Below are 20563 nucleotides of genomic sequence, written 5' to 3'. Positions count from 1 at the left end.
TTGTTACCGCCCAGGAAGGAGCGCGGATGAAAGCGGACGAAGCCATCCTGGCACAACTGATGCGGTGTTCGCAGCAGGGCGACAAGCGCGCCTATGCGGTGCTGCTCGGCGAATGTGCCAGCTGGCTGCAGCGATATTTTCGGCGCCGCGTGCCTCCGCACCAGCTCGACGATCTGGTGCAGGACGTATTGCTGGCGCTGCACCGCAAGCGCAGCAGCTGGGATCCGGCGCGGGCTTTCCTGCCCTGGCTGGCGGCGATTGCGCGCTATCGATGGATCGACCACCTGCGCAAGGTCTATCGCAGCGAGACGGCCCAACTCGAGAACCATGATGGCGCGGTTGACAGCGAAGAGGACGCGATATTGGCGCGGCTCAGCCTCGATCGATTATTCGTCCAATTGTCCGATCCGCAGGCAGAGGTGATCGAGATGGTCAAGATCGAAGGGCTTTCCATCCGCGAAGCCTCCGAGCGAAGCGGCCAGAGCGAAAGCCTGGTCAAGGTGAACATCCATCGCGGCCTCAAGAAACTGGCCGCATTGGTCGAGAAAGCAGAGTGACTATGAACCGAAGCCACGCTCCCCTAATTGCCGATCTCGTCGAGACGCTGGAGCCGGTGCGCGCCATGAAGGCGCGCGACGGCCTGCTGCTTGCGGCCCATGCTACAGCAGCGACTGTTCTGGCTGTATGGTCGGCAGCAGGTTTTCGCGAAGGGATCACGGCCGGAGCAGCCTCCCCCTTCTTCTTCATAACAAACGGCTTGTTGCTGGTGCTCGGCATGGTCGCGACCGCAGTGGCCGTGGCGCTCGCCGGACCCTCGATCGGTCGGCGTACCGATGCTGCGACCTGGGCCATCGCGATGGTCGGCATCCTCCCGCTGACAGCCGTGGCTAGCGTCTTGCCGTTTGGCGGGGGCGTTTCTTCGCTAGTCGATCCCCATAGCTTCTACTGCCTCGGCTCCGCTGTGGCTGCTTCGCTAATTAGTTTCGCAGTGCTGGCAGCTTGGCTCCGGCGCGGTGCCCCGGTCTCGACCGCTTCCGCCGGATTGTTTGCCGGTGTCGCGGCCGGTGCGATCGGCAGCTTCGCCTACGGCCTGTCCTGCCGGATCGATACGCTTACTCATCTGGGCGTGTGGCACGTCCTGCCCGTGCTCGTAGCTGGACTTGCGGGGCTAATCTTGCTGCCGCGCATCATCCGATGGTGAATGGCCTCATAGCCACTTCCATCGCCAGAATAGCCCCAATTGCACCGTCAGGATGGCTGCGCAAAGGCCGACCACGATCCAGAAACCCTGAGCATCGTCGACCCCGGGCATCCCGCCGACATTGATCCCCATCAGACCTGTCAGGAAGCCGAGCGGCAGGAAGATCGCGGCGACGATTGTCAGGAGGTAATTGGTGCGCTCCGAGCTGGCGAGAGCGCGTGCGCGCAACTCGTCCTGCAGCACCAACGCGCTTTCCTTGCTGATGTCGATATCGTCGAGATAGCGTCGCAAACGGGCGATGCATTCCTCGATCTCGCGCCGGTCGTGGTCCTTGAACCACTCGGGCGCGCTGCGATTGATCTCCTCCAGAGCCTCGTGCTGCGGTGCCATGTGCCGCTTGAGCGCGAGACAGTTGCGGCGGATCGCCGAAATGTGCTCGAGCAGCTCTTCGGTATCGCCTTCGGGATCAGCTTCCTCGAGCGCGTCGATCTTGGCGTTCATGTCGACCATCGACTGATTCATCCGCGCCACCAGTTGCTCGACGATTTGCGTGATCGCGCTGCCTGCATCGACCGGTCCCATGCCTTGGTCGAGCAGGCCGATTACGTCGCGAGGCGTCTGCATGGGCAGCTTGCGCAAGGTGACCAAGCGCTTCCCATCGCACCACAATTGCAACGAGATCATGTCCTCCGGTCGCGCCTGGGGATTGAAGTTGATCCCGCGCAGGGTCGCCACCAAAGCATTACCTTCGCGTAGTGCGCGAGGGCGCGTTGAATCGGACACGAGCAACTCGGCAGTTGCCTGCGGTATGCCAAGGAATTCAGCCAACCAGGGGCGCACCTCGGGTACATGGCGGCGCAAATGCACCCACAACATCTCGCCCGGTGTGCCCGGCTGCCATTTATCGACATCGTCGCGGGTGATCGGGCGGCCGCCACCCTTGCCGTCGAGCACGCGCCCGAAGATCAGCGGATCGGTACCTTCAGTGGCGTCAGTTTCGCTCTGCTCGATCATCGCTCGCACCCTGCACCAATCGGGCCGACTTGCAAGGCTGCGTGCCCCAAGCCGCTTGCGCCGCACGGCCCAATTGCTAGCGTCGCCTTCATTCCAAGGGAGAATTCCATGCGTTTCGTCACCTCCACCCTGTCCCTCGCCGCTGCCCTCGCCCTCGCCTCACCCGCACTTGCGCAAGATTCCTCCAGCCAAGTGACGACCGCCGAGGCGCCTGCAACGCCCGAATGGGTGGCGACGTCGAACGCCTATACCACGCAGATGATAGCCTTCGATGCGAGCTTCTATCCCGAAGGTGCCTCGTCGGCAGGGTACGAAGACTATGATGGGCTGGCGATGGACCTCTCCCCCGACAGCGATGCCCGCTATTTGGCAGGAGCTGCGGCGTTAAAGACCGAGTTCGAAGCTGCTTTGAAGACCGAGACCGACGGAAATGTGCAGCAAGACCTTCAAATTCTTATCGATTCGCTTGACCTGAGCATGGAATCGCGGCGGCTGGGCAATGCGCTGACGTTGCAATGGACCAATGTGCCGCAAATCATGTTCGGCAATTTGTCCAACCTCCTCGACGAGCAAGTCGTGTCAGGACGTCGAGCAAAAGCAATCGAACTGCTTCGCCGTTATACCGGGCTGCACGAAGACACGACCCCGCTGGTCGATCTGGCCAAGGCACGCTTCGAGGCGAGCCGTGGCGAGGGCAAGGTTGGTCCCTATATCGTCGATGTGAAGGAGTCGGTCGATCGTTTCGCCACTTTCTCGGCCGGTATCCGCGAACTGTTCGAACGGTTCGAGATCGAAGGTGCTGACGAGGCGCTGGCGGCGATGGACAAGCAGATCGCCGACTATGGCGCGTGGACAACCAGAACCGTGGTCCCCGCCGCACGCACGGATGCCCGCCTACCCGAAGAGCTCTATGCCCTGCGCCTGCGCTCGGTCGGCATCGATATCGACCCGCGTGAGGCGATGAGCCGGGCGCGGCGCGGTTATTACGAATTGCGCGCCCAGATGGATGCGCTGGCGCCGCAGGTAGCGGCCAAGTTCGGCTTCGAGGAAACCGACTACATCGGCGTGCTCGAGCGTCTCAAGCAGCAGACCATTCCGCAAGGCGAAATCGAGGACTATTACCGCGGCATCAACGCACAGCTCGAGCAGGTCATTCGCGCAGAAGACATCGTCTCGCTGCCGCAATTCGAGCTGCTGATGCGGCTCGCGACCCCGGCCGAGGCTGCTGCCCAGCCCGCCCCGCACATGTCGCCGCCCCGCCTTGTCGGCAACACCGGCGAACGCGGGACTTTCGTTCTCACGGCCGGCAATCCGAGCGCGGGCGAAGGCGACGCCTATGACGATTTCAATTTCCCCGCCGCCGCCTGGACGCTGAGCGCGCACGAGGCCCGGCCAGGCCACGAAATGCAGTTTGCCGCGCTGGTCGAACAGGGCGTCAGTCTCGCGCGGCTGCTCTATGCCTTCAACAGCGTCAATGTCGAAGGCTGGGCGCTTTATGCCGAGGCTGAGATGCTGCCCCACGAGCCGATTGAAGGCCAGCTGATCGCGTTGCAATTTCGCCAGCTGCGAGCCGCCCGCGCTTTCCTCGACCCGATGCTCAACCTTGGCCTGATCACCCGCGACGAAGCGGGGAAGGTGCTGCGCGACGAGGTCGGCTTTTCAGCCGGCATGGTGAAGCAGGAACTCGACCGCTACACCTTCCGCATGCCGGGCCAGGCCGGAAGCTATTACTACGGCTACCGCAAGCTGATCGACCTGCGGATCGAAACCGAGCTGGCTCTGGGCGATGCTTTCGACCAGCGTGCGTTCAACGATTTCCTGCTCGCACAGGGCATTATCCCGTTGGAATTGATCGGCAAGGCGGTGCGCGAGGAGTTCATTCCCTCGCAAAAGGCTCGAGGTCCGGTAAAGCCGGGCTAGGCCTCTGCCGAGCCCCTTCTCACGCCATCATTGCCCCGCCTTCGGGCCTCGCCTATATCGCCGCCATGTCCTCTATAAGACCTTGGCGCGATATCGAGCGTCGCAAGTGCCGCCAGATCATGGTCGGCAACGTCCCCGTGGGCGGTGATGCGCCGATTTCGGTGCAGACGATGACCAACACGCCGACCGAAGACGCTGGCGCCACGATCGACCAGATCCGGCGCTGCGAAGACGCCGGCGCCGACATCATCCGCGTTTCCGTGCCGACCAAGGAGGCCAGCGCGGCCTTCGGCGAGATCACCCGCGCATCGAATGTACCGATCGTCGCCGATATCCATTTCCACTACAAGCGCGCGCTCGAAGCCGCCGATGCCGGCGCGGCCTGCCTGCGGATCAATCCGGGTAATATCGGTAGCAGCGAGCGCGTCGCCGAAGTCGTCCGCGCGGCCAAGGCCAATGGCTGTGCCATTCGCATCGGGGTCAATGCCGGTAGCCTGGAAAAGGACCTGCTCGAAAAATACGGTGAACCTTGCCCCGAGGCGCTGATCGAAAGCGCGCTCGACCATATCAAGCTGCTGCAGGACCATGATTTCCACGAATACAAGGTGGCGGTGAAGGCCTCCGACGTGTTTCTCGCGGTGGCCGCCTATCACGGGCTGGCCGAAACGGTCGATTGCCCACTCCACCTTGGCATTACCGAGGCCGGCGGATTGATCGGCGGAACGGTCAAATCCTCGATCGGCATGGGCAGCCTGCTATGGGCCGGGATCGGCGACACCATCCGCGTCTCGTTGAGTGCCGAGCCGGAGCAAGAGGTCAAAGTGGGCTTCGAAATGCTCAAGGCGCTGGGCCTGCGGACGCGCGGTGTTCGCGTCGTTTCATGCCCCAGCTGTTCGCGCCAGGGTTTCGACGTCATTCGCACGGTCGAAGCGCTCGAAAAACGGCTCGAACACATCAAGACCCCGATGAGCCTCTCGGTGCTCGGTTGCGTGGTCAACGGACCGGGCGAAGCACGCGAGACTGATATCGGCGTGACCGGTGGCGGTAAGGGCAAGCACATGGTCTATCTCGCCGGCGTGACCGACCACCATGTCGAAGATGCCAATATGCTCGATCACATCGTCTCACTGGTCGAGGCCAAGGCAGCCGAGATTGAGGCAGCGCAGGAAGTAGAAACCGTTGCGGCTGAATAATTTGCTGGGATCGATCGCGCTCTTCCTCGCTGTTTCAGCGTCTGCCGGAGCGGTTGAACCTGCAACTGGCGGCGCAGCGCTGGCAGATGCCGCGCATCCAGAAGCGCGCCTCTATGACGCCTCCATCGACGCCAAGGCTGCGGTTGATGCAGCCCTCGCGCGAGCCGCCGAGCGAGACGCGCTGGTGTTGATCGCGATGGGCGCAAACTGGTGCCATGACAGCCGCGCCTTCGCCGGCTGGACGCAAACCGAGCGCTTCGGCCAGCTCGTTTCCGACCACTTCGAGCTGGTGTTCATAAATGTCGGCCATCCGCAAACTGCGGACGGCCACAATCTGCACATCGCCGAACGTTTCGGGATTGAGGAAATTGACGGGACGCCGACGGTCCTGGTCGTGGCGCCGGACGGCACCCTTCTAAACGGCGAGACTGCTAGGACGTGGCGCAATGCCGCCAGCCGGTCAGAAGACGAGATATTCGAAGAACTGCGGAATTTCGCGATAGCCGGGTCTGGAAGCTGACGGACACGTGCTGCACGTCGTCCACCACCCCGATTACAGGGCCCCGCGCCCGAAGCGCGGAACGTTCCGGTTCGACAAATATCTCCTCGTCATGGAAGCGCTCAGGGCGTCGGTTCGCGCAAGCGGCGAGACGATCGTCGAACATGCGCCCGATCCCCTCGAACGCGAGTGGCTGGAGGCAGTGCATTGCCCCGACTATGTCGAACAGGTCCTCTCCGTGCAGGTTCCGCTCGAAAAAGAACGACGGATCGGCTTTCCGGTCACCCCTCAGATCGCCTCGCGTGTGCGCCACACTTGTGGCGGCACCTGGCTCGCGGCGAAGCTGGCAACAAAGCACGGCTACGCCGCCAACAGCGCCGCCGGCAGCCACCATGCGCTGTATGATACCGGCGCAGGCTATTGCGTGTTCAACGACCTGGCCGTCGCAGCAAACCGGCTGATCGCCGAGGGCGACGCGGAGCGCATCCTGGTGGTCGATCTCGACGTGCACCAGGGCGATGGCACTGCCAGCCTCACCGCCTTGCGCGACGACATCGTCACTTTCTCCATGCATGCGGAAAAGAACTTCCCAGTCCGCAAGGCGCGTTCCAACCACGATGTGCCGCTGCCCGATGGCATGGGCGACAGCGAATATCTCGCGGTCCTGGCCGTGCACCTGCCGCGCCTGCTCGACGAGGTCCGGCCCGATCTGGTGCTCTACCAGGCCGGTGTCGATCCGCACGAGGAAGACAGGCTTGGCCGGCTGGAGCTGACAAGCGAGGGGCTGACCGCCCGCGATCAATTCGTCGTGGCCGAAGCACGGCAACGCGGAGTGCCCGTCGCCAGCGCACTTGGCGGTGGGTACGGGGCAGACCAGCACGAGGTAGCGGCGCGTCATGCCCGGTCGATGCTGGCGATGGCGGCCGAAAATCGCGCGCATCCGGCACCCCTGAATGCTAGGGACAGGGTTGGACAAGCCGAGGTGGGGCGATGAGCATGCAGGAAACCGATTATCTGATCGTTGGTGCTGGGGCCGTCGGCCTCGCCTTTGCCGATGCGCTGATCGATCTCGATCCCGATGGCCACATCACCTTCGTCGATCGCCATTCCAAACCTGGCGGTCACTGGAACGATGCCTATGGCTTTGTCGCCCTGCACCAGCCGAGCGCGACCTATGGCGTTAATTCGATGCCTTTCCAGACCGAGCATATCGACGAGCATGGTCCGAACAAGGGACTGTTCGCGCTTGCCAGTGGGACCGAAGTGCTAGCCTATTTCGAAAAGGTCATGAACCTCAGGCTGCTGCCAACCGGCCGGGTCGAATATCATCGCCTGAGCGAGTTCAAGGGCATGGACGGGGATGGCGAAGCGCGGATCATTTCGATCCTCGGAGGCGAAGAGACGGTAATCAAAGTTCGCCGCAAACTTGTCGATGCGACATTTTACCAGACCTCGGTCCCTGCAACGCACACACTGAATTTCAAAGTAGAGCCCGGCGTCTATCTGGAACCCCCCGGCGCCTTGCCGGACCTCTGGTTAGACGCTGAAAACCTGCCAGAACGCTACGTAATCCTGGGTGCAGGCAAGACCGCGATGGATACCGGCGTCTGGCTCATCGAAGCCGGTGTCGATCCGGACAAGATCACCTGGGTCCGCCCGCGCGAAAGCTGGCTGTGGAACCGGCGCTATACCCAGCCAGGCGAGCTGTTCATTGAAGACACGCTCGACATGCAGATTGCGATCCTGAAGGCCGCCGCCAAGGCCTCCGACGGGGCCGAGATGATGCGCATCCTCGGTGAAGGCGGATATTATCTACGCATCGACGAAACGATCGCGCCGGAGATGTTCCATTTCGCCACCATCAGCCAGGGCGAGATCGATATCCTTCGCCGCATCACCAATGTCGTCCGCAAGGGCCGCGTGACGGCCATCGAACCTAGCCGGATGCATTTTGGTGAGGAAACCGTCGACGTCCCTCCCGAGACGCTGTTCATCGATTGCACCGCTTCCGCCGTTCCGTTTGAGGCGCGCAAGAACACCGGGCCGCAGTTCCGTGGCGATACCATCGTGCTGCAACCGATCTTCGTGCCGCTGGTCACGTTGAGCGCAGCGCTGACCGCCTTTTTCGAAGTCCATTTCGACGACGACGATACCAAAAACCTGATGGGCGCGCCGGGGCCTCTCACCGACACCCCGGCCACTTTCCCTTACAGCCAGATGGTCAACATGATGAACCGGGGTGCCTGGGCGCAGAATCCGGACATCATGGCCTGGCTGGCATCCTCGCGCCTTGATCTTGCCACTGGCACGATTGCCAAACTGATGGCAGAAAACAGTCCCAAGCTCATGAAAATGCAAGAATTTCGTGAAGCCGCGCAGCAATGCATGCCGAGCCTGATCAAGCTAGGCATTCAGGCCAAGGCGTTGCATGAAGGGAACGCCGGCTAACGGACTTGCGTTGCTTGTTCACACCACTGCCAGCTTTGATGTAGTATACTCCACCTATGGACCGCCGTACCCTTCTCAAGACCAGCCTGGTCGCAGGCGCAGTTGCCGCCCTTCCTACGCGCGTATTCGCTCAGCCGGCAGCCGGCAGCGCACGCGACCGCAAGCTGTTTGCCATCGCCAAGGAGCAGATCGACAAGGCTGGCGACGTCATCTGGAAGAAGGACATTGTCGGGATTGCCGATTTCGGCTTGCGCTCGGACTTGCCGCGTTTCCACTTCGTCAACCTCGATCGACAGGAAGTGCAAAGCTACCTCGTCAGCCATGGCACCGGCTCCGATCCGGAACATGACGGCTGGCTCAATTCCTATTCCAACGAAGAAGGCTCCAACGCCACTAGCCGCGGGGCCTATGTGACCTGGGAATGGTACAAGGGGCGCTATGGCACCTCGATCCGGCTGGGCGGACTCGATGAGACCAATTCCAATACGCTACGCCGCTATATCGTCATGCACCGCGCTGCCTATGCCGAGCCAGAGCATGTCGCACGCTGGGGCCGGCTGGGCCGGTCGAACGGCTGCTTCGCCATGGGCGAGGAACAGTTCCGCACCGCACTGTTGACGCTCTCGGGTGGTCGACTGCTCTATGCCGAGAGCCTCGGCCTGGCCGAGGACGGCAGCAAGGTCGTGCGGCACGATCCGGCGCCCGACCTCGAACTGCTAATGGCCAAGGATGCAACTGGCCAAGACCGGCTCAACCCGGGGGTTTATTAAGACCGCCCGGGCATCGCGCCCATCTAGCGAACAATTACGCTCCGCTAGCGCGCGGATCGTCCTCGATCACGATAACCTGTTCATCGGTCACCCGGCTGCGATTGGCCATGCGCGGAGCGTTGAACGATGCCAGCACGGCATCGTCGCGGCCGTAGACATCGTCAAAGGTCGACAGCTTGCCCTCGATATCGGAAGCCATGGTGAAATAGGTGATGTAGACCGGCATCTTCTTCTCGAACGCGACCTTCGTGTATTCGCCGCTATTGAGGATCTCGACGCCTTCGTCGGCGGTCAGACCAGCCTGCAGGATCGCCAGCGTCAGCGCCAGTTCCACTGCCCGTTCAGTCCGCACACAGCCGTGGCTGAGCGCGCGATTGGCGGAGTTGAACAGGCCGCGAGCAGGCGTGTCGTGCAGGAAGATCGCGTGCCGGTTGGGCATGTCGAGCTTCATCCGTCCGAGTGAATTGCCGGGGCCAGGCTGCTGCACCACCGAGATATAGCCGTTCGCACCCTTCGTGCCCTTGTAGCCGTTGCGCGCGGCCCAGGCCGGGTTGCTGAGCACCTTGTTGCCCAATCCCTCGCCCTTGACGATGCTTTGCGGCACGGTCCAGGTCGGGTTGAGGATCACACCCTCTACCACTTCAGCGAGCTGCGGGGTGGCGGTGCGGCCGGGCTTGCCCACGATCGTGCGATAGGTCGCCATGATCTTGTCATCGACCGAAAGCCGCAACTGATATTCGGGCACATTGGTCATCAGATATTGCGAGCCGAGGACGCGCGGAAGCCAGCGCCAGCGATCCATATTCGCCTGGATCTGCTTGTATCGCGCGCTGCCGGGAGTGGCTTTGGCCAGGGCATTTCGCAGCACGGCATAATCGGGATGCAACGGTGCAACCTCGCCCAGCGCGGCCTTGAGGTCGCCGGTTTCCAATGCCGCCTCGAGCACACTGCCCGAGCGATAGCGGTCGGCGTCGGGGTCCATCACGAACCATTGCGTTCGGCCCGACATCGGGGTGCGGCCATCGCGCATATCCTCGACCAACCAGACGAATCGCTGACTGGCACCCTTGTTGAGCGCCTCACCGGGACCAGTCGCGATCAATGCGCGTAGGCCCGCCACATCGTAGTCCGCCGGACGCAGACCCTCAGCCGCAATGCCTTCGATCAGGGCGACAAGGCTGGTGGCCTGTTCGACAGTCCAGCTCTGCACCACAGGATCGACTTGCTGGACGGTACGGAATTCGCCGTCGAATGCTTCCTGCACCGAACCATCGGTCGGCGCGTCATACTCAGGATCCTGCGCAGTCACGGGCTCAACCGCGGTTTCAGGGGGGAGCAAGTCTTCCGGGGCGTTCTGCGCGCCTGCCGCCATCGGCAAAACCAGGCTTGCACCAACAAGGAGCAAAGAATTCTTCAACAGGTTCATCATAATAGCTATTCACGACCTCATGGTGGGTGCGAGCGAACGCGGCTCACCCGTACGCCCGGCAATTTTGCCGTATTCATCCAGTCTCTTCAAGCATCGACGCTTTCGGCAGCCTGAATTTCATGGACGATGTGACATTACTGGCATGACCGGCAGCCAAAGCGCGCTAAGGAGCAGCTGACCATGCGCAGCGAGCATCCCCTCCTCCCATTCGTTCTCGCGCTGGTTGGCGTCGGAATGTTGTCATTGATGGACGCCTTCATGAAAGGCGCGTCGCTGGCAATCGGGGCTTACAGCGCCGCGGTGCTGCGCTCGGCGCTCGGCCTCGTCATCATCGCACCCGTCTGGTTGGCCCGTGGGGGCCTTTGGCCCCGTCCAGCGGTACTGCGGCTGCATCTGCTGCGCGGCACGATTTCGGCCTTCATGGCGCTGTCGTTCTTCTTCGCCTTGACCAAGCTGCCGATCGCCGAAGCGATTGCCATCTCCTTCATCGCGCCGCTGATTGCGTTGTATCTCGCGGCCGTCCTGCTCGGCGAGAAGGTATCGCGCCAGGCGGTAGCGGCATCGTTGCTCGGCTTTGCGGGGACGATCGTCATCATCGGCGGCAAGATCGGCAGCGAAGCACCAGAAGACGACGTATTGCTGGGGCTAGGGGCGATCCTGTTTTCGGCCATGCTTTATGCGTGGAACTTCATCATCATTCGCCAGCAATCGCAATTGGCCGGACCGACCGAGATCGCAACGTTCCATTCCGGCGTTTCTGCGCTGGTGTTGGGCGTGGCTGCACCGTGGCTGCTCGCCCTCCCAAGCCCCGATACCATGATCGATATCGGCTGGGCCGCGCTGCTGACTGTCGGCGGTGCGATGGCGCTGGCATGGGCCTATGCCAGGGCCGAAGCGCAGGCATTGGTGCCGATCGAATATTCCGGGTTCCTGTGGGCATCGCTGTTCGGATGGCTGTTCTTCCGCGAAGCAGTGACGATTCCGACGCTCGCCGGCACCGCGTTGATTGTCTTCGGATGCTGGATCGCAACCCGCGCTGCAGCTCTCGGTCGGAGCGTCCCGCCCACGCCTTCCCCTTGACCAAACGCCTCCGCTGGCGCAGGTGCGCAAGCGAAATATCGAGGCGCCGCCAGCACCCCCGCGCCGCCTTCCCAGAGACGCCAGGAAAGGACCCCGGATGACCCAGGTCGGAAAAGACACGCTCGGCACCCGCAGCACACTCACTGTCGGTGGCAAGGACTATGCCTATTACTCCTTCGCCAAGGCATCGGAAAAAATCGGCGACGTGTCGAAGCTGCCCTTCAGCATGAAGGTCCTGCTCGAGAACATGCTGCGTTTTGAAGACGACGGCTTTACCGTCTCGACCGACGACATTCAGGCCGTTGCCGACTGGCAGAAAAATCCAACCACCGGCAGCGAAATCCAGTACCGTCCGGCGCGCGTCCTGCTGCAGGATTTCACCGGCGTTCCTTGCGTTGTCGACCTTGCCGCCATGCGCGATGCGATCAAGGCATTGGGGGGTGACACCGCCCGCATCAACCCGCAGGTTCCGGTCAATCTTGTCATTGATCACTCGGTCATGGTCGACGAGTTCGGGCATCCCAAGGCCTTCGAAAAGAACGTCGAATTCGAATACGCCCGCAATGCCGAGCGCTACGACTTCCTCAAATGGGGCTCCAAGAGCTTCCAGAACTTCTCCGCTGTGCCTCCGGGAACCGGCATTTGCCACCAGGTTAATCTCGAGCACATCGGCCGCGGCGTGTGGTCGTCCGAGGACCAGGACGGCAATCTCACCGCATATCCCGACACCTGCGTCGGCACCGATAGCCATACCACTATGATCAACGGCCTTGGCGTTCTGGGCTGGGGCGTCGGCGGGATCGAGGCTGAAGCTGCCATGCTCGGCCAGCCGATTTCCATGCTGATCCCCAAGGTTGTCGGCTTCCGGCTCGATAATGCGCTGGCCGAAGGCGTTACCGCCACCGACCTGGTGCTGACCTGCGTGCAGATGCTGCGCGAAGTTGGAGTGGTTGGCAGTTTCGTCGAGTTTTACGGACCTGGCGTGTCCAATCTCAGCCTTGCCGACCGAGCCACTATCGCCAACATGGCGCCCGAATATGGCGCGACTTGCGGTTTCTTCGGTGTCGACGACAAGACGCTCGAATATTTGCGCCTGACCGGGCGCAGCGATGCACAAATCGAACTGGTCGAGGCCTATTGCCGCGAACAGGGCATGTGGTTCGAGCCGGAAAACGAGCCGGTTTTCACCAAGACGCTCTCGCTCGACATGGCGACGGTGGTGCCCAGCCTTGCCGGCCCCAAGCGCCCGCAAGACAAGGTCATCCTTCCCGAAGTAGCCGAGCTGTTCAACGGCGAGCTGAAGAGCGTTTACAAGAAGGACGGAGCAGTTCGAGTCGACGTCGATGGCAAGGACCACGATATCGGCGATGGCGACGTGGTGATCGCGGCGATCACCAGCTGCACCAACACGTCCAATCCCGATGTGCTGATTGCCGCCGGTCTTGTCGCGCGCAAGGCGGTCGAGAAGGGCCTGAAGCCCAAGCCGTGGGTCAAGACCAGCCTCGCGCCGGGTTCGCAGGTCGTCACAGACTACCTCGTGAAATCGGGCCTGCAGGAAGACCTGAACGAAATCGGGTTCGATCTCGTCGGCTATGGCTGCACCACCTGCATCGGCAATTCGGGCCCGCTGGCCCCGCCGATCAGCAAGGCGATCAATAACAACGATATCGTCGCCGCATCGGTGCTGTCGGGCAACCGCAACTTCGAAGGCCGCGTCAGCCCGGATGTGCGCGCCAACTTTCTCGCCTCGCCCCCGCTGGTGGTCGCCTACGCGCTCAAGGGCACAGTGACCGAGGATATCACCACCACGCCGATCGGGCAGGACCAGGATGGCAATGATGTCATGCTCGCCGACCTCTGGCCGACCAACCAGGAAGTGTACGAACACCGCGTAGCTAATATCGACCGCGGAATGTTCGAGCGCCGCTATGCCGACGTCTACAAGGGCGACGAGCACTGGCAGGCAATCAAGGTCGAGGCTTCGGACACCTATAGCTGGAGCCCCGGCAGCACTTACGTCGCCAGCCCGCCCTTCTTCGAGGGGATGGAAATGACGCCCAAGGCGGTGCAGGACATCACGGATGCCAAGCCGCTCGCAATCCTCGGCGACTCGGTCACCACCGACCACATTTCACCTGCCGGCTCGATCAAGGAAGACTCGCCCGCTGGCGAGTATCTCAAGAGCCACCAGGTCGCGAAGGCGGACTTCAACTCCTATGGCTCGCGCCGTGGCAACCATGACGTGATGATGCGCGGCACATTCGCCAATATCCGCATCAAGAACGAGATGGTCCCCGGTGTTGAAGGCGGTTTCACCTCCTACCAGGGTGAACAGATGCCGATCTACGACGCGGCGATGAAGCACAAGGACGACGGCACCCCGCTGGTCGTCATTGGCGGCAAGGAATACGGCACCGGATCGAGCCGCGACTGGGCCGCCAAGGGTACGATCCTGCTCGGCGTGCGCGCAGTGATCGTCGAAAGCTTCGAGCGGATCCACCGGTCCAATCTCGTCGGCATGGGCGTGTTGCCGGTGCAGTTCAAACAGGGCGATACCCGCAACTCGCTTGGCCTCAAGCCGACCGACACCTTCACTATCAAGGGGCTGGCCGACATGACGCCGGGCCAGGACGTAACGGTCGAAGTCACCCGCGAAGATGGCTCCAGCTTCGAATTCGTTGCGCTGTCGAGAATCGATACCGAGAACGAACTGGAATATTACCGCCACGGCGGGATCTTGCAGTACGTGATCCGCAAGCTGGCGACCAATTGAGCGCGGCCGCCTACGATTAAGGCCATGTCCATCCTTCCCGGCGCACGCTTGCGCCGGGAAGGAGAGGACTAATGAATGCTCGATTTTTTGCGTTGCTGCTAACCGCTGGAATGGCAGGCCCGCTGGCAGCGCAAGACCAGTCGCCCGTCAATCAGTTGATAGACTACGATGGGTTCCTGGCACTCACCGTCGAACTTGGCCCGGTGCGCGAGGCGCGGCGGATTCCCTATGCGCAATTCCTGGCCAAGGCCGGCGAACAAGACGCGATTATCCTTGATACCCGCAGTGCGGCCGCTTTTGCACAAGGACATCTGGCGGGAGCGATCAACCTGCCATTCTCCGATTTCACCGACGCCAAGCTACGCCGGGTGCTGGGCGAGGATCGCACGAGGCCGATCCTGATCTATTGCGCCAACAATTTCTCCGACAACGCAGCGCCTGTTGAAACCAAGCGCGCACAGCTCGCGCTCAACATCCCCACTTTCATCAACCTGCACGGCTATGGCTTTACCAATATCTGGGAACTGGCTGATGTGGTGGCGATTCGCGAGGTGGCCTGGGCGGACGAACAGCAAGTCGGCAGCTAGGAAAAAAAAGGGCGCGCCCCGGTGGGGGACGCGCCCTGCAAGCAGGTCGTGATTTGAAGGTTTAGCTCTTGGGCTTCCACTTGCGGCGTCCGAAGATAGCCGCAGCGCCGAGGCCGAACAGGATCGTCATCGGCGGTGCCGGAACCGGCGTGCCGCTCGACCCCGAGGTGGACCCGGTGGTGCCCCCATTGGTTCCGCCGCTGGTGTTCGTCCAGTCACCGCTCGTGCTGCTCGTCATGTTGCCCGAGCTGCTGGTGCTGGTCGACACGTGGTTATTGTTCTCGTTCGAGTTGTTGTTGTTATTGTTGTTGTGGTTGTAATTCTTGTTGTTGTTGGTGTTCTCGATGTCGGTATCGACGTCGACATCAACATCAACATCATTGTCCACATCAACATCCACATTGCCCGAACTGGAGCTCGATGTCGATGAACTGACGTTGCCCGAGCTGGAGCTGGAGACATTACCCGAGGTCGAGCTGCCACCAGAAGAGCTGGTGGTTGTCGACGTCAGGCCACCCGTAGAGGTCGACGTGGAGGTCGAACCGCCGGAAGTGGAGGTCGAAGTCGATCCGCCATTGTTCGAGTTGTCGATATCGATGATGATTCCCGCCGAGCTCGAACCGCTGGTGCTGCCAGAAGTCGACGTGGTCGACGAGATGTTGACGTTGCCGCCGCTCGAACCACTGCTGCCGAAGAAGCCACCGAAGAACCCGCCGCCGAAGCTGCCGCCGCTGCCACCGATCACGGTCACGCCGCCGCCGCTGCCGCCGCCGCCGACAAAGCCGCCGCCAACCGGGAGCACGGCAGGTGCAACCGTAACGATCGTGGTCGCGCCGCCGCCGCAGCCGTTATAACCGTAGCCTGCGCCGCCGCCGACAACCGTAGAGCCGCCGGTGTAGATAGTACGCGATGCACTGTAAGAGCCGCCGGCATAGCCGCCGCCCTGATAGCCGCCGGCATACCCTCCATGAGCACCCGCTGCGCCCGGACCGCCGGGATAGGCGCCGGGAGCACCCGGAGCGCCAGGATAACCCGGTCCGCCATGAGCACCTGCTGCACCAGGACCGCCAGGATAGGCGCCTGCGCCATGAGCACCGCCTGCACCGTGAGCACCGTGAGCACCGGCTACACCAGGTCCACCGGCCATATGAGCACCGTGAGCACCAGCCACGCCGTGAGCACCAGCCGCGCCATGAGCACCAGGTCCACCAGCCATATGGGCGCCGCTACCAGCTGCCATGTTGGCGGGAACGCACTCGATCGTGCGCTCAACCACCCGGCGCTTGCGCTTATGCGTCTTGGCAACGTGGCGCTTCTTGGGTTTCTGTTTGATGTACTTGACCGGCTGGGACTTCACCGACTTGACGGATTTGACCGACTTGTAGGTGACTTCGGCTGCCTGCGGTTCGGCGACGTGAAGCGCGCCGCCCGCGAGGAGCACACCGCCAGCAGCGGTTGCGGACAATTTCGCCAGGGCCATTTTTACCGACATGGTCAAACTCTTCTGTTCCTGCTGGGGCTTTCCTCACATCCGGCGTTTCCGGCGTGGGTGTATCCCCGTGTCCCTGTTGGAACAGGTCACCCCCTTAACCGGCAATCGAATTAACCATCAAAACGGGAGCCAAGGTCGGTTTTTCTCTCCCGAACCAGACGTCAGGCGGCACTGTGTCCCGCCATGGGACCGAATTCGATGGCATTCTTGCGCTTTGGTTAAGCTTCGTCCTCGAACAGGCCGGTCTGCGATCCGGCCGGCGGGCGCCGTTCGAGATGCTCCCAGCCGCGATCATTGAGGCAGCGTCCGCGCGCCGTACGGGCCACCAGGCCGAGCTGGATGAGATAGGGTTCGACCACTTCTTCCACCGTGTCGCGCGGCTCGGCCAGTCCGGCGGCCAGCGTTTCCACCCCGACGGGGCCGCCCTTGTAGATATCGGCGATCATGGCGAGATAGCGCCTGTCCATTGCATCGAGGCCCAGGCGATCGACCTCGAGCCGGGTCAGCGCGGCATCGGCGATGGCAGCAGTGACGGTGGCCGATTTCTCCACCTCGGCGAAGTCGCGCACGCGGCGCAGCAGCCGTCCAGCCACGCGCGGCGTGCCCCGGCTGCGGCGGGCAATCTCGCGGGCGCCAGCGGGATCGATGGGCAGCCCCATCAGCTTCGCCCCACGGGTGACGACCTTCTCCAGCTCGTCCTCGCTGTAGAAATTGAGCCGCACAGGAATGCCGAACCGGTCGCGCAGCGGCGTGGTCAGCAGGCCTTGCCGCGTGGTCGCGCCGATCAGGGTGAACTGCGGCAGGTCGATTCGCACGCTGCGAGCCGCCGGCCCTTCACCGATGATCAGGTCGAGCGCGCGGTCCTCCATTGCCGGATAGAGCACTTCCTCGACCACCGGATTGAGCCGATGGATCTCGTCGATGAACAGCACGTCATGCGGTTCGAGATTGGTCAGCAGCGCGGCCAGGTCGCCGGCCTTGGCAATCACCGGGCCGCTGGTGGCGCGAAAGCCCACGCCCAGCTCGCGCGCGATGATCTGCGCCAATGTCGTCTTGCCTAGCCCTGGCGGTCCAAAGAACAACGTATGGTCCATCGCCTCGCCGCGCGAACGCGCCGCCTCGATAAACACGGCGAGATTGCCCTTCGCCGCCGCCTGCCCGACGAATTCGTCCAGCGACTTGGGCCGCAAGGCCGCGTCCGGGTCTTCCGGTTGCCGGTCGGGATCGTGGAGGGGAATGGGGTCGGTCATCGCCTCTCTACCTCCAAATCCGCACTATTCATCGCTTCTATTTCAAAATTCATCAAGCCAACGCCCGCGAAATATATAGCGACGAAAAAGCTTAACGCCGAGCCCCACCCCATTACTTGCCCAATTTTTCCAAGTATGGTTGGCTTTTCGAATTCTTTTGCGAGTTCTTTCTCGAAGCCCTCGTTGCGCTCTCCGTCCCTAGAAACCGACATCCAATAGCCGATGTGTCTTTGCAAGGGCAGCAGCGTCGCAGTAATCGACCGTTGCCCAATTACGGCGACAAGCAATGCGAATGAAAGTCCAACAGCGAAACATCCGCCCGCAATGAGTTTGTCGTCGACACCTATTGCCTGCACTTGGCTCATTGCGAGTAATCCCCCTGCGTTCAAAGCCAACAACGATGCGGTAAGCCACTTGAACGAATGTGAATGCTGCTCCCACGAAGTGGCTCGCATTACCTTAAGGTTCTCAATTTCCTCAAGCGCACCTTGGCGATTCCAAGCGTTAGCGTTGTTGTCCACCGTCGGAGGTGATTCTATGCTTTCTTCGCTCAAAACGGGTTCACCGTGTAGCCGCGCTGTTGCAGCAGGGCGTGGGCGGTCATGGCGGAGACGGCCATTTTGACGCCCGGCACCAGGTCGGCCTTGGCAATGCCATGCGCTGTCGCGCTCTGGCCGCACAGATAGACCTCGATGCCGTTCTCCATCATCTCGGCCAGCGGCGCGGCGGTGAGGTTGTCGCGGCCCTCGAAGCGGGCAGCGAAGGCTTCGCTGTGCAGCAGGTCGAGGCTGGCCGCGCCGTGCACCACCACCGCGACATGGATATTCTCGCGCGGAACGCCGTGCAGCACCATCATGTTGACGAAGCGCGCAGCGGATTCGATCCCCCGGTTCATCACGTCATCGCCGGCACCCTTGGCGACGTCGAAGCTGTGCATGAAATGCATGTCGGCGGTCAGCGGCTGGTCCGGCTCGACCTGGGCCACGGCTCCGAACTCGGTGAACACCGGCCCTTCGCGAAAGGCCGAGAAATCCTGTGCCGAGGCAGGGGCCGTGAAGGCCAACGCCGCCATCGCCAGCAAAAATCGCATAATCGTTTCCATTAACCTGCAGCCCTCTTCAATGCCACGCGGATCAATTCGCTTTCGCTTGCACCCTCGCCCAGTTCGCCCTGCGCGGTGGCGACGGCGCGGGTGGCGGTGGCGGGTTTGAACCCCAGGTTTTCCAAGGCGCTGACCGCATCGGCGCTGGCGCTGCCCTTGAGCGTGAGCGATGGACCCGCGCCGCCCGGAGCAGTCGGCAATGCGCCGGCCTTGTCCTTCAACTCATTGACGATCCGTCCGGCCAGCTTTGGCCCGACACCTTGGGCGCGGGCGACCATCGCCGCATCACCATTGGCGCAGGCCGTCTGCACTTCATGCGTCGACAGCGCGGACAGGATCGCCAGCGCAACCTTGCTGCCCACGCCCTGCACCTGGGTCAACAGCCGGAACCAGTCGCGCTCCCCGGCCTCGGCAAAGCCCAGCAGCCGCATGTCATTCTCGGAAACTTGCAAATCGGTATAGACCGTGCAGGCTTCCCCCACCTCGCCCAGCGCGGACAATGTCTTGGACGAACAGTGGACCAGATAGCCCACGCCCGCGACATCGATCACCGCCCAGTCGGTCCCGGTTTCGTCGAGCAGGCCCTTCAGCTTCGCAATCATGCTTTGTTCTTGCGGCACAAGAAGGATTTGGTCCAGCGCCAATGGACATGCGCCCACAGTTGGGGGATGAAGCGGGTCTATGAGCTGGAACACTTTTGGCCGCGTGCTGCGCATGACCACATGGGGCGAGAGCCATGGCCCCGCCATCGGTTGCGTGCTCGATGGCTGTCCACCGGGCATCGCCCTGTCCGAAGGGGATATCCAGCCATACCTTGATGCGCGCCGCCCCGGGCAAAACAAGTTCACCACCCAGCGTCAGGAACCCGACACGGTCCGTATCCTGTCAGGCGTGTTCGAGGGTAAGACCACAGGAACGCCGATTTCTTTGCAGATCGAGAATATCGATCAGCGATCAAAGGACTATTCGGAGGTCGCCAAGGCCTATCGCCCCGGCCATGCCGACTATGCTTATGATGCGAAATACGGCTTTCGCGACTTTCGCGGCGGCGGGCGGTCAAGCGCGCGCGAGACGGCGATGCGCGTGGCTGCGGGCGCAGTAGCACGGCTGGTCATGCCGGAAGTCTCCATCACCGCCTATGTCGCCGAAATCGGCGGCGACGGGATCGATCCGGCGCGTTTTGACCCGCAGGAGATTGGCCGCAATCCCTTCTGGTGCCCTGACCCGGAAGCCGCCAAGCGGTGGGAAGTGCTGGTTGACGAGGCGCGAAAAGCGGGCTCCTCGCTCGGCGCAGTGGTCGAATGCAGGGCCACCGGCGTGCCTGCCGGCTGGGGCGCGCCCGTCTATGCCAAGCTCGATGCCGAACTTGCCGGCGCCATGATGGGGATCAACGCGGTCAAGGGCGTCGAGATCGGTGATGGCTTCGGCGCCGCCCGTCTATCAGGCGAACAGAATGCCGATCCGATGCGTCCCGGGGATGACGGGCCGCAGTTCGAGGCCAACCATGCAGGGGGAATTGCCGGGGGTATCTCGACCGGGCAACCCGTCACCTGCCGTGTGGCATTCAAGCCGACCAGTTCGATCCTGACCCCAATCGAAACCATCGATAGCGACGGCCAGGCGACCGAGATCCGCACCAAGGGTCGCCATGACCCGTGTGTCGGGATCCGTGGCTCGCCGGTGGTCGAGGCGATGATGGCGCTGGTTCTGGCCGACCACAAGCTGCTCCACCGCGCGCAATGTGGCTAGCGCAAACTGTCGCTTTCCATAAGTTCCCGCCTATTGATTGAATCTTTCGATTGCTG

The 20563-nt window shown here is 62.2% G+C and carries 19 protein-coding genes; 12 read left to right on the top strand and 7 right to left on the bottom strand.

Annotation, left to right across the window (positions count from 1 at the left end; translation table 11 throughout):
- Positions 1 to 26 precede the first annotated feature (26 nt).
- Together ACXYL9_RS03740 and ACXYL9_RS03735 are read left to right on the top strand one after the other, a co-directional pair.
- Positions 27 to 557, top strand: a complete 531-nt coding sequence (locus ACXYL9_RS03740; RefSeq protein WP_459038246.1) for a sigma-70 family RNA polymerase sigma factor — start codon at positions 27 to 29, stop codon at positions 555 to 557.
- Positions 558 to 559: 2 nt separating this feature from the next.
- Positions 560 to 1201: an NrsF family protein gene (locus ACXYL9_RS03735; protein ID WP_459038245.1), complete on the top strand. Its 642-nt coding sequence runs from the start codon at positions 560 to 562 to the stop codon at positions 1199 to 1201.
- A 6-nt stretch (positions 1202 to 1207) separates the two neighbouring features.
- Here the strand turns inward: ACXYL9_RS03735 and ACXYL9_RS03730 are convergent, their stop codons facing one another.
- A complete protein-coding gene (locus ACXYL9_RS03730) occupies positions 1208 to 2215 on the bottom strand; it encodes a zinc transporter ZntB (protein ID WP_459038244.1) in 1008 nt (335 codons plus the stop codon).
- A gap of 108 nt (positions 2216 to 2323) precedes the next feature.
- On the opposite strand from ACXYL9_RS03730, the gene ACXYL9_RS03725 reads away from it, so the two are divergent.
- The 6 genes from ACXYL9_RS03725 (at position 2324) to ACXYL9_RS03700 (ending at position 9045) form a co-directional block, all read left to right on the top strand.
- Positions 2324 to 4135, top strand: a complete 1812-nt coding sequence (locus ACXYL9_RS03725; protein WP_459038243.1) for a DUF885 domain-containing protein — start codon at positions 2324 to 2326, stop codon at positions 4133 to 4135.
- A 65-nt stretch (positions 4136 to 4200) separates the two neighbouring features.
- Positions 4201 to 5328, top strand: coding sequence for a flavodoxin-dependent (E)-4-hydroxy-3-methylbut-2-enyl-diphosphate synthase (gene ispG / locus ACXYL9_RS03720; RefSeq protein WP_459038242.1), 1128 nt, complete (start codon positions 4201 to 4203; stop codon positions 5326 to 5328).
- Positions 5315 to 5848, top strand: a complete 534-nt coding sequence (locus ACXYL9_RS03715) for a thioredoxin family protein (protein WP_459038241.1) — start codon at positions 5315 to 5317, stop codon at positions 5846 to 5848. Before ispG ends, ACXYL9_RS03715 begins: the two co-directional genes overlap by 14 nt.
- A gap of 7 nt (positions 5849 to 5855) precedes the next feature.
- Positions 5856 to 6821 (top strand): histone deacetylase family protein, encoded by a 966-nt coding sequence (locus ACXYL9_RS03710; protein WP_459038240.1) that lies wholly within the window; start codon positions 5856 to 5858, stop codon positions 6819 to 6821.
- On the top strand, positions 6818 to 8275 hold the full coding sequence (locus tag ACXYL9_RS03705) for an NAD(P)-binding protein (protein ID WP_459038239.1): 1458 nt from the start codon (positions 6818 to 6820) through the stop codon (positions 8273 to 8275). The genes ACXYL9_RS03710 and ACXYL9_RS03705 overlap by 4 nt, the downstream gene beginning before the upstream one ends.
- A gap of 56 nt (positions 8276 to 8331) precedes the next feature.
- Positions 8332 to 9045 carry a murein L,D-transpeptidase catalytic domain-containing protein gene (locus ACXYL9_RS03700; protein ID WP_459038238.1) on the top strand — a complete coding sequence of 238 codons (714 nt, stop codon included), beginning with the start codon at positions 8332 to 8334 and terminating at the stop codon, positions 9043 to 9045.
- A 34-nt stretch (positions 9046 to 9079) separates the two neighbouring features.
- Here ACXYL9_RS03700 and ACXYL9_RS03695 read toward each other — a convergent pair whose 3' ends face one another.
- A complete protein-coding gene (locus ACXYL9_RS03695) occupies positions 9080 to 10474 on the bottom strand; it encodes a L,D-transpeptidase family protein (RefSeq protein ID WP_459038237.1) in 1395 nt (464 codons plus the stop codon).
- 180 nt (positions 10475 to 10654) lie between these two features.
- Between ACXYL9_RS03695 and ACXYL9_RS03690 the strand changes: the two genes are divergently transcribed.
- The 3 genes from ACXYL9_RS03690 (at position 10655) to ACXYL9_RS03680 (ending at position 14914) form a co-directional block, all read left to right on the top strand.
- Entirely contained in the window at positions 10655 to 11554 is a 900-nt protein-coding gene (locus ACXYL9_RS03690; protein WP_459038236.1) for a DMT family transporter, read from the top strand.
- Between the two features lie 97 nt (positions 11555 to 11651).
- Complete coding sequence (gene acnA, locus ACXYL9_RS03685) at positions 11652 to 14327, top strand: aconitate hydratase AcnA (RefSeq protein ID WP_459038235.1); 2676 nt, start codon at positions 11652 to 11654, stop codon at positions 14325 to 14327.
- A gap of 71 nt (positions 14328 to 14398) precedes the next feature.
- On the top strand, positions 14399 to 14914 hold the full coding sequence (locus tag ACXYL9_RS03680; RefSeq protein ID WP_459038234.1) for a rhodanese-like domain-containing protein: 516 nt from the start codon (positions 14399 to 14401) through the stop codon (positions 14912 to 14914).
- 61 nt (positions 14915 to 14975) lie between these two features.
- Here ACXYL9_RS03680 and ACXYL9_RS03675 read toward each other — a convergent pair whose 3' ends face one another.
- From ACXYL9_RS03675 to ruvA, 5 genes are all read right to left on the bottom strand, one after another.
- Positions 14976 to 16406 carry a hypothetical protein gene (locus ACXYL9_RS03675; RefSeq protein WP_459038233.1) on the bottom strand — a complete coding sequence of 477 codons (1431 nt, stop codon included), beginning with the start codon at positions 16404 to 16406 and terminating at the stop codon, positions 14976 to 14978.
- Between the two features lie 218 nt (positions 16407 to 16624).
- On the bottom strand, positions 16625 to 17656 hold the full coding sequence (gene ruvB / locus ACXYL9_RS03670; protein WP_459038232.1) for a Holliday junction branch migration DNA helicase RuvB: 1032 nt from the start codon (positions 17654 to 17656) through the stop codon (positions 16625 to 16627).
- Positions 17653 to 18210 (bottom strand): hypothetical protein, encoded by a 558-nt coding sequence (locus ACXYL9_RS03665; protein ID WP_459038231.1) that lies wholly within the window; start codon positions 18208 to 18210, stop codon positions 17653 to 17655. The genes ruvB and ACXYL9_RS03665 overlap by 4 nt, the downstream gene beginning before the upstream one ends.
- The gene (locus tag ACXYL9_RS03660) at positions 18207 to 18758 is read right to left on the bottom strand and encodes a DsrE family protein (protein ID WP_459038230.1); all 552 of its coding nucleotides are present in this window, start codon (positions 18756 to 18758) and stop codon (positions 18207 to 18209) included. Before ACXYL9_RS03660 ends, ACXYL9_RS03665 begins: the two co-directional genes overlap by 4 nt.
- Positions 18758 to 19360: a Holliday junction branch migration protein RuvA gene (gene ruvA, locus ACXYL9_RS03655; RefSeq protein WP_459038229.1), complete on the bottom strand. Its 603-nt coding sequence runs from the start codon at positions 19358 to 19360 to the stop codon at positions 18758 to 18760. The genes ACXYL9_RS03660 and ruvA overlap by 1 nt, the downstream gene beginning before the upstream one ends.
- Before the next feature lie 79 nt (positions 19361 to 19439).
- On the opposite strand from ruvA, the gene aroC reads away from it, so the two are divergent.
- Positions 19440 to 20507 (top strand): chorismate synthase, encoded by a 1068-nt coding sequence (gene aroC / locus ACXYL9_RS03650; RefSeq protein WP_459038228.1) that lies wholly within the window; start codon positions 19440 to 19442, stop codon positions 20505 to 20507.
- Positions 20508 to 20563: the final 56 nt, after the last annotated feature.

The organism is Qipengyuania sp. CAU 1752, assembly GCF_054482615.1.
The sequence above is the reverse complement of the archived record's forward strand: the minus strand, read 5'-3'. Positions and strand labels throughout refer to the sequence as shown.

Bases quoted from the DNA above. Each gene is read 5' to 3' on its own strand.
- ACXYL9_RS03740 (WP_459038246.1), top strand. From the start codon at position 27: ATGAAAGCGGACGAAGCCATCCTGGCACAACTGATGCGGTGTTCGCAG.
- ACXYL9_RS03735 (WP_459038245.1), top strand. From the start codon at position 560: ATGAACCGAAGCCACGCTCCCCTAATTGCCGATCTCGTCGAGACGCTG.
- ACXYL9_RS03730 (WP_459038244.1), bottom strand. From the start codon at position 2,215: ATGATCGAGCAGAGCGAAACTGACGCCACTGAAGGTACCGATCCGCTG.
- ACXYL9_RS03725 (WP_459038243.1), top strand. From the start codon at position 2,324: ATGCGTTTCGTCACCTCCACCCTGTCCCTCGCCGCTGCCCTCGCCCTC.
- ispG (WP_459038242.1), top strand. From the start codon at position 4,201: ATGTCCTCTATAAGACCTTGGCGCGATATCGAGCGTCGCAAGTGCCGC.
- ACXYL9_RS03705 (WP_459038239.1), top strand. From the start codon at position 6,818: ATGAGCATGCAGGAAACCGATTATCTGATCGTTGGTGCTGGGGCCGTC.
- ACXYL9_RS03700 (WP_459038238.1), top strand. From the start codon at position 8,332: ATGGACCGCCGTACCCTTCTCAAGACCAGCCTGGTCGCAGGCGCAGTT.
- ACXYL9_RS03695 (WP_459038237.1), bottom strand. From the start codon at position 10,474: ATGATGAACCTGTTGAAGAATTCTTTGCTCCTTGTTGGTGCAAGCCTG.
- ACXYL9_RS03690 (WP_459038236.1), top strand. From the start codon at position 10,655: ATGCGCAGCGAGCATCCCCTCCTCCCATTCGTTCTCGCGCTGGTTGGC.
- acnA (WP_459038235.1), top strand. From the start codon at position 11,652: ATGACCCAGGTCGGAAAAGACACGCTCGGCACCCGCAGCACACTCACT.
- ACXYL9_RS03680 (WP_459038234.1), top strand. From the start codon at position 14,399: ATGAATGCTCGATTTTTTGCGTTGCTGCTAACCGCTGGAATGGCAGGC.
- ACXYL9_RS03675 (WP_459038233.1), bottom strand. From the start codon at position 16,406: ATGTCGGTAAAAATGGCCCTGGCGAAATTGTCCGCAACCGCTGCTGGC.
- ruvB (WP_459038232.1), bottom strand. From the start codon at position 17,656: ATGACCGACCCCATTCCCCTCCACGATCCCGACCGGCAACCGGAAGAC.
- ACXYL9_RS03660 (WP_459038230.1), bottom strand. From the start codon at position 18,758: ATGGAAACGATTATGCGATTTTTGCTGGCGATGGCGGCGTTGGCCTTC.
- ruvA (WP_459038229.1), bottom strand. From the start codon at position 19,360: ATGATTGCGAAGCTGAAGGGCCTGCTCGACGAAACCGGGACCGACTGG.
- aroC (WP_459038228.1), top strand. From the start codon at position 19,440: ATGAGCTGGAACACTTTTGGCCGCGTGCTGCGCATGACCACATGGGGC.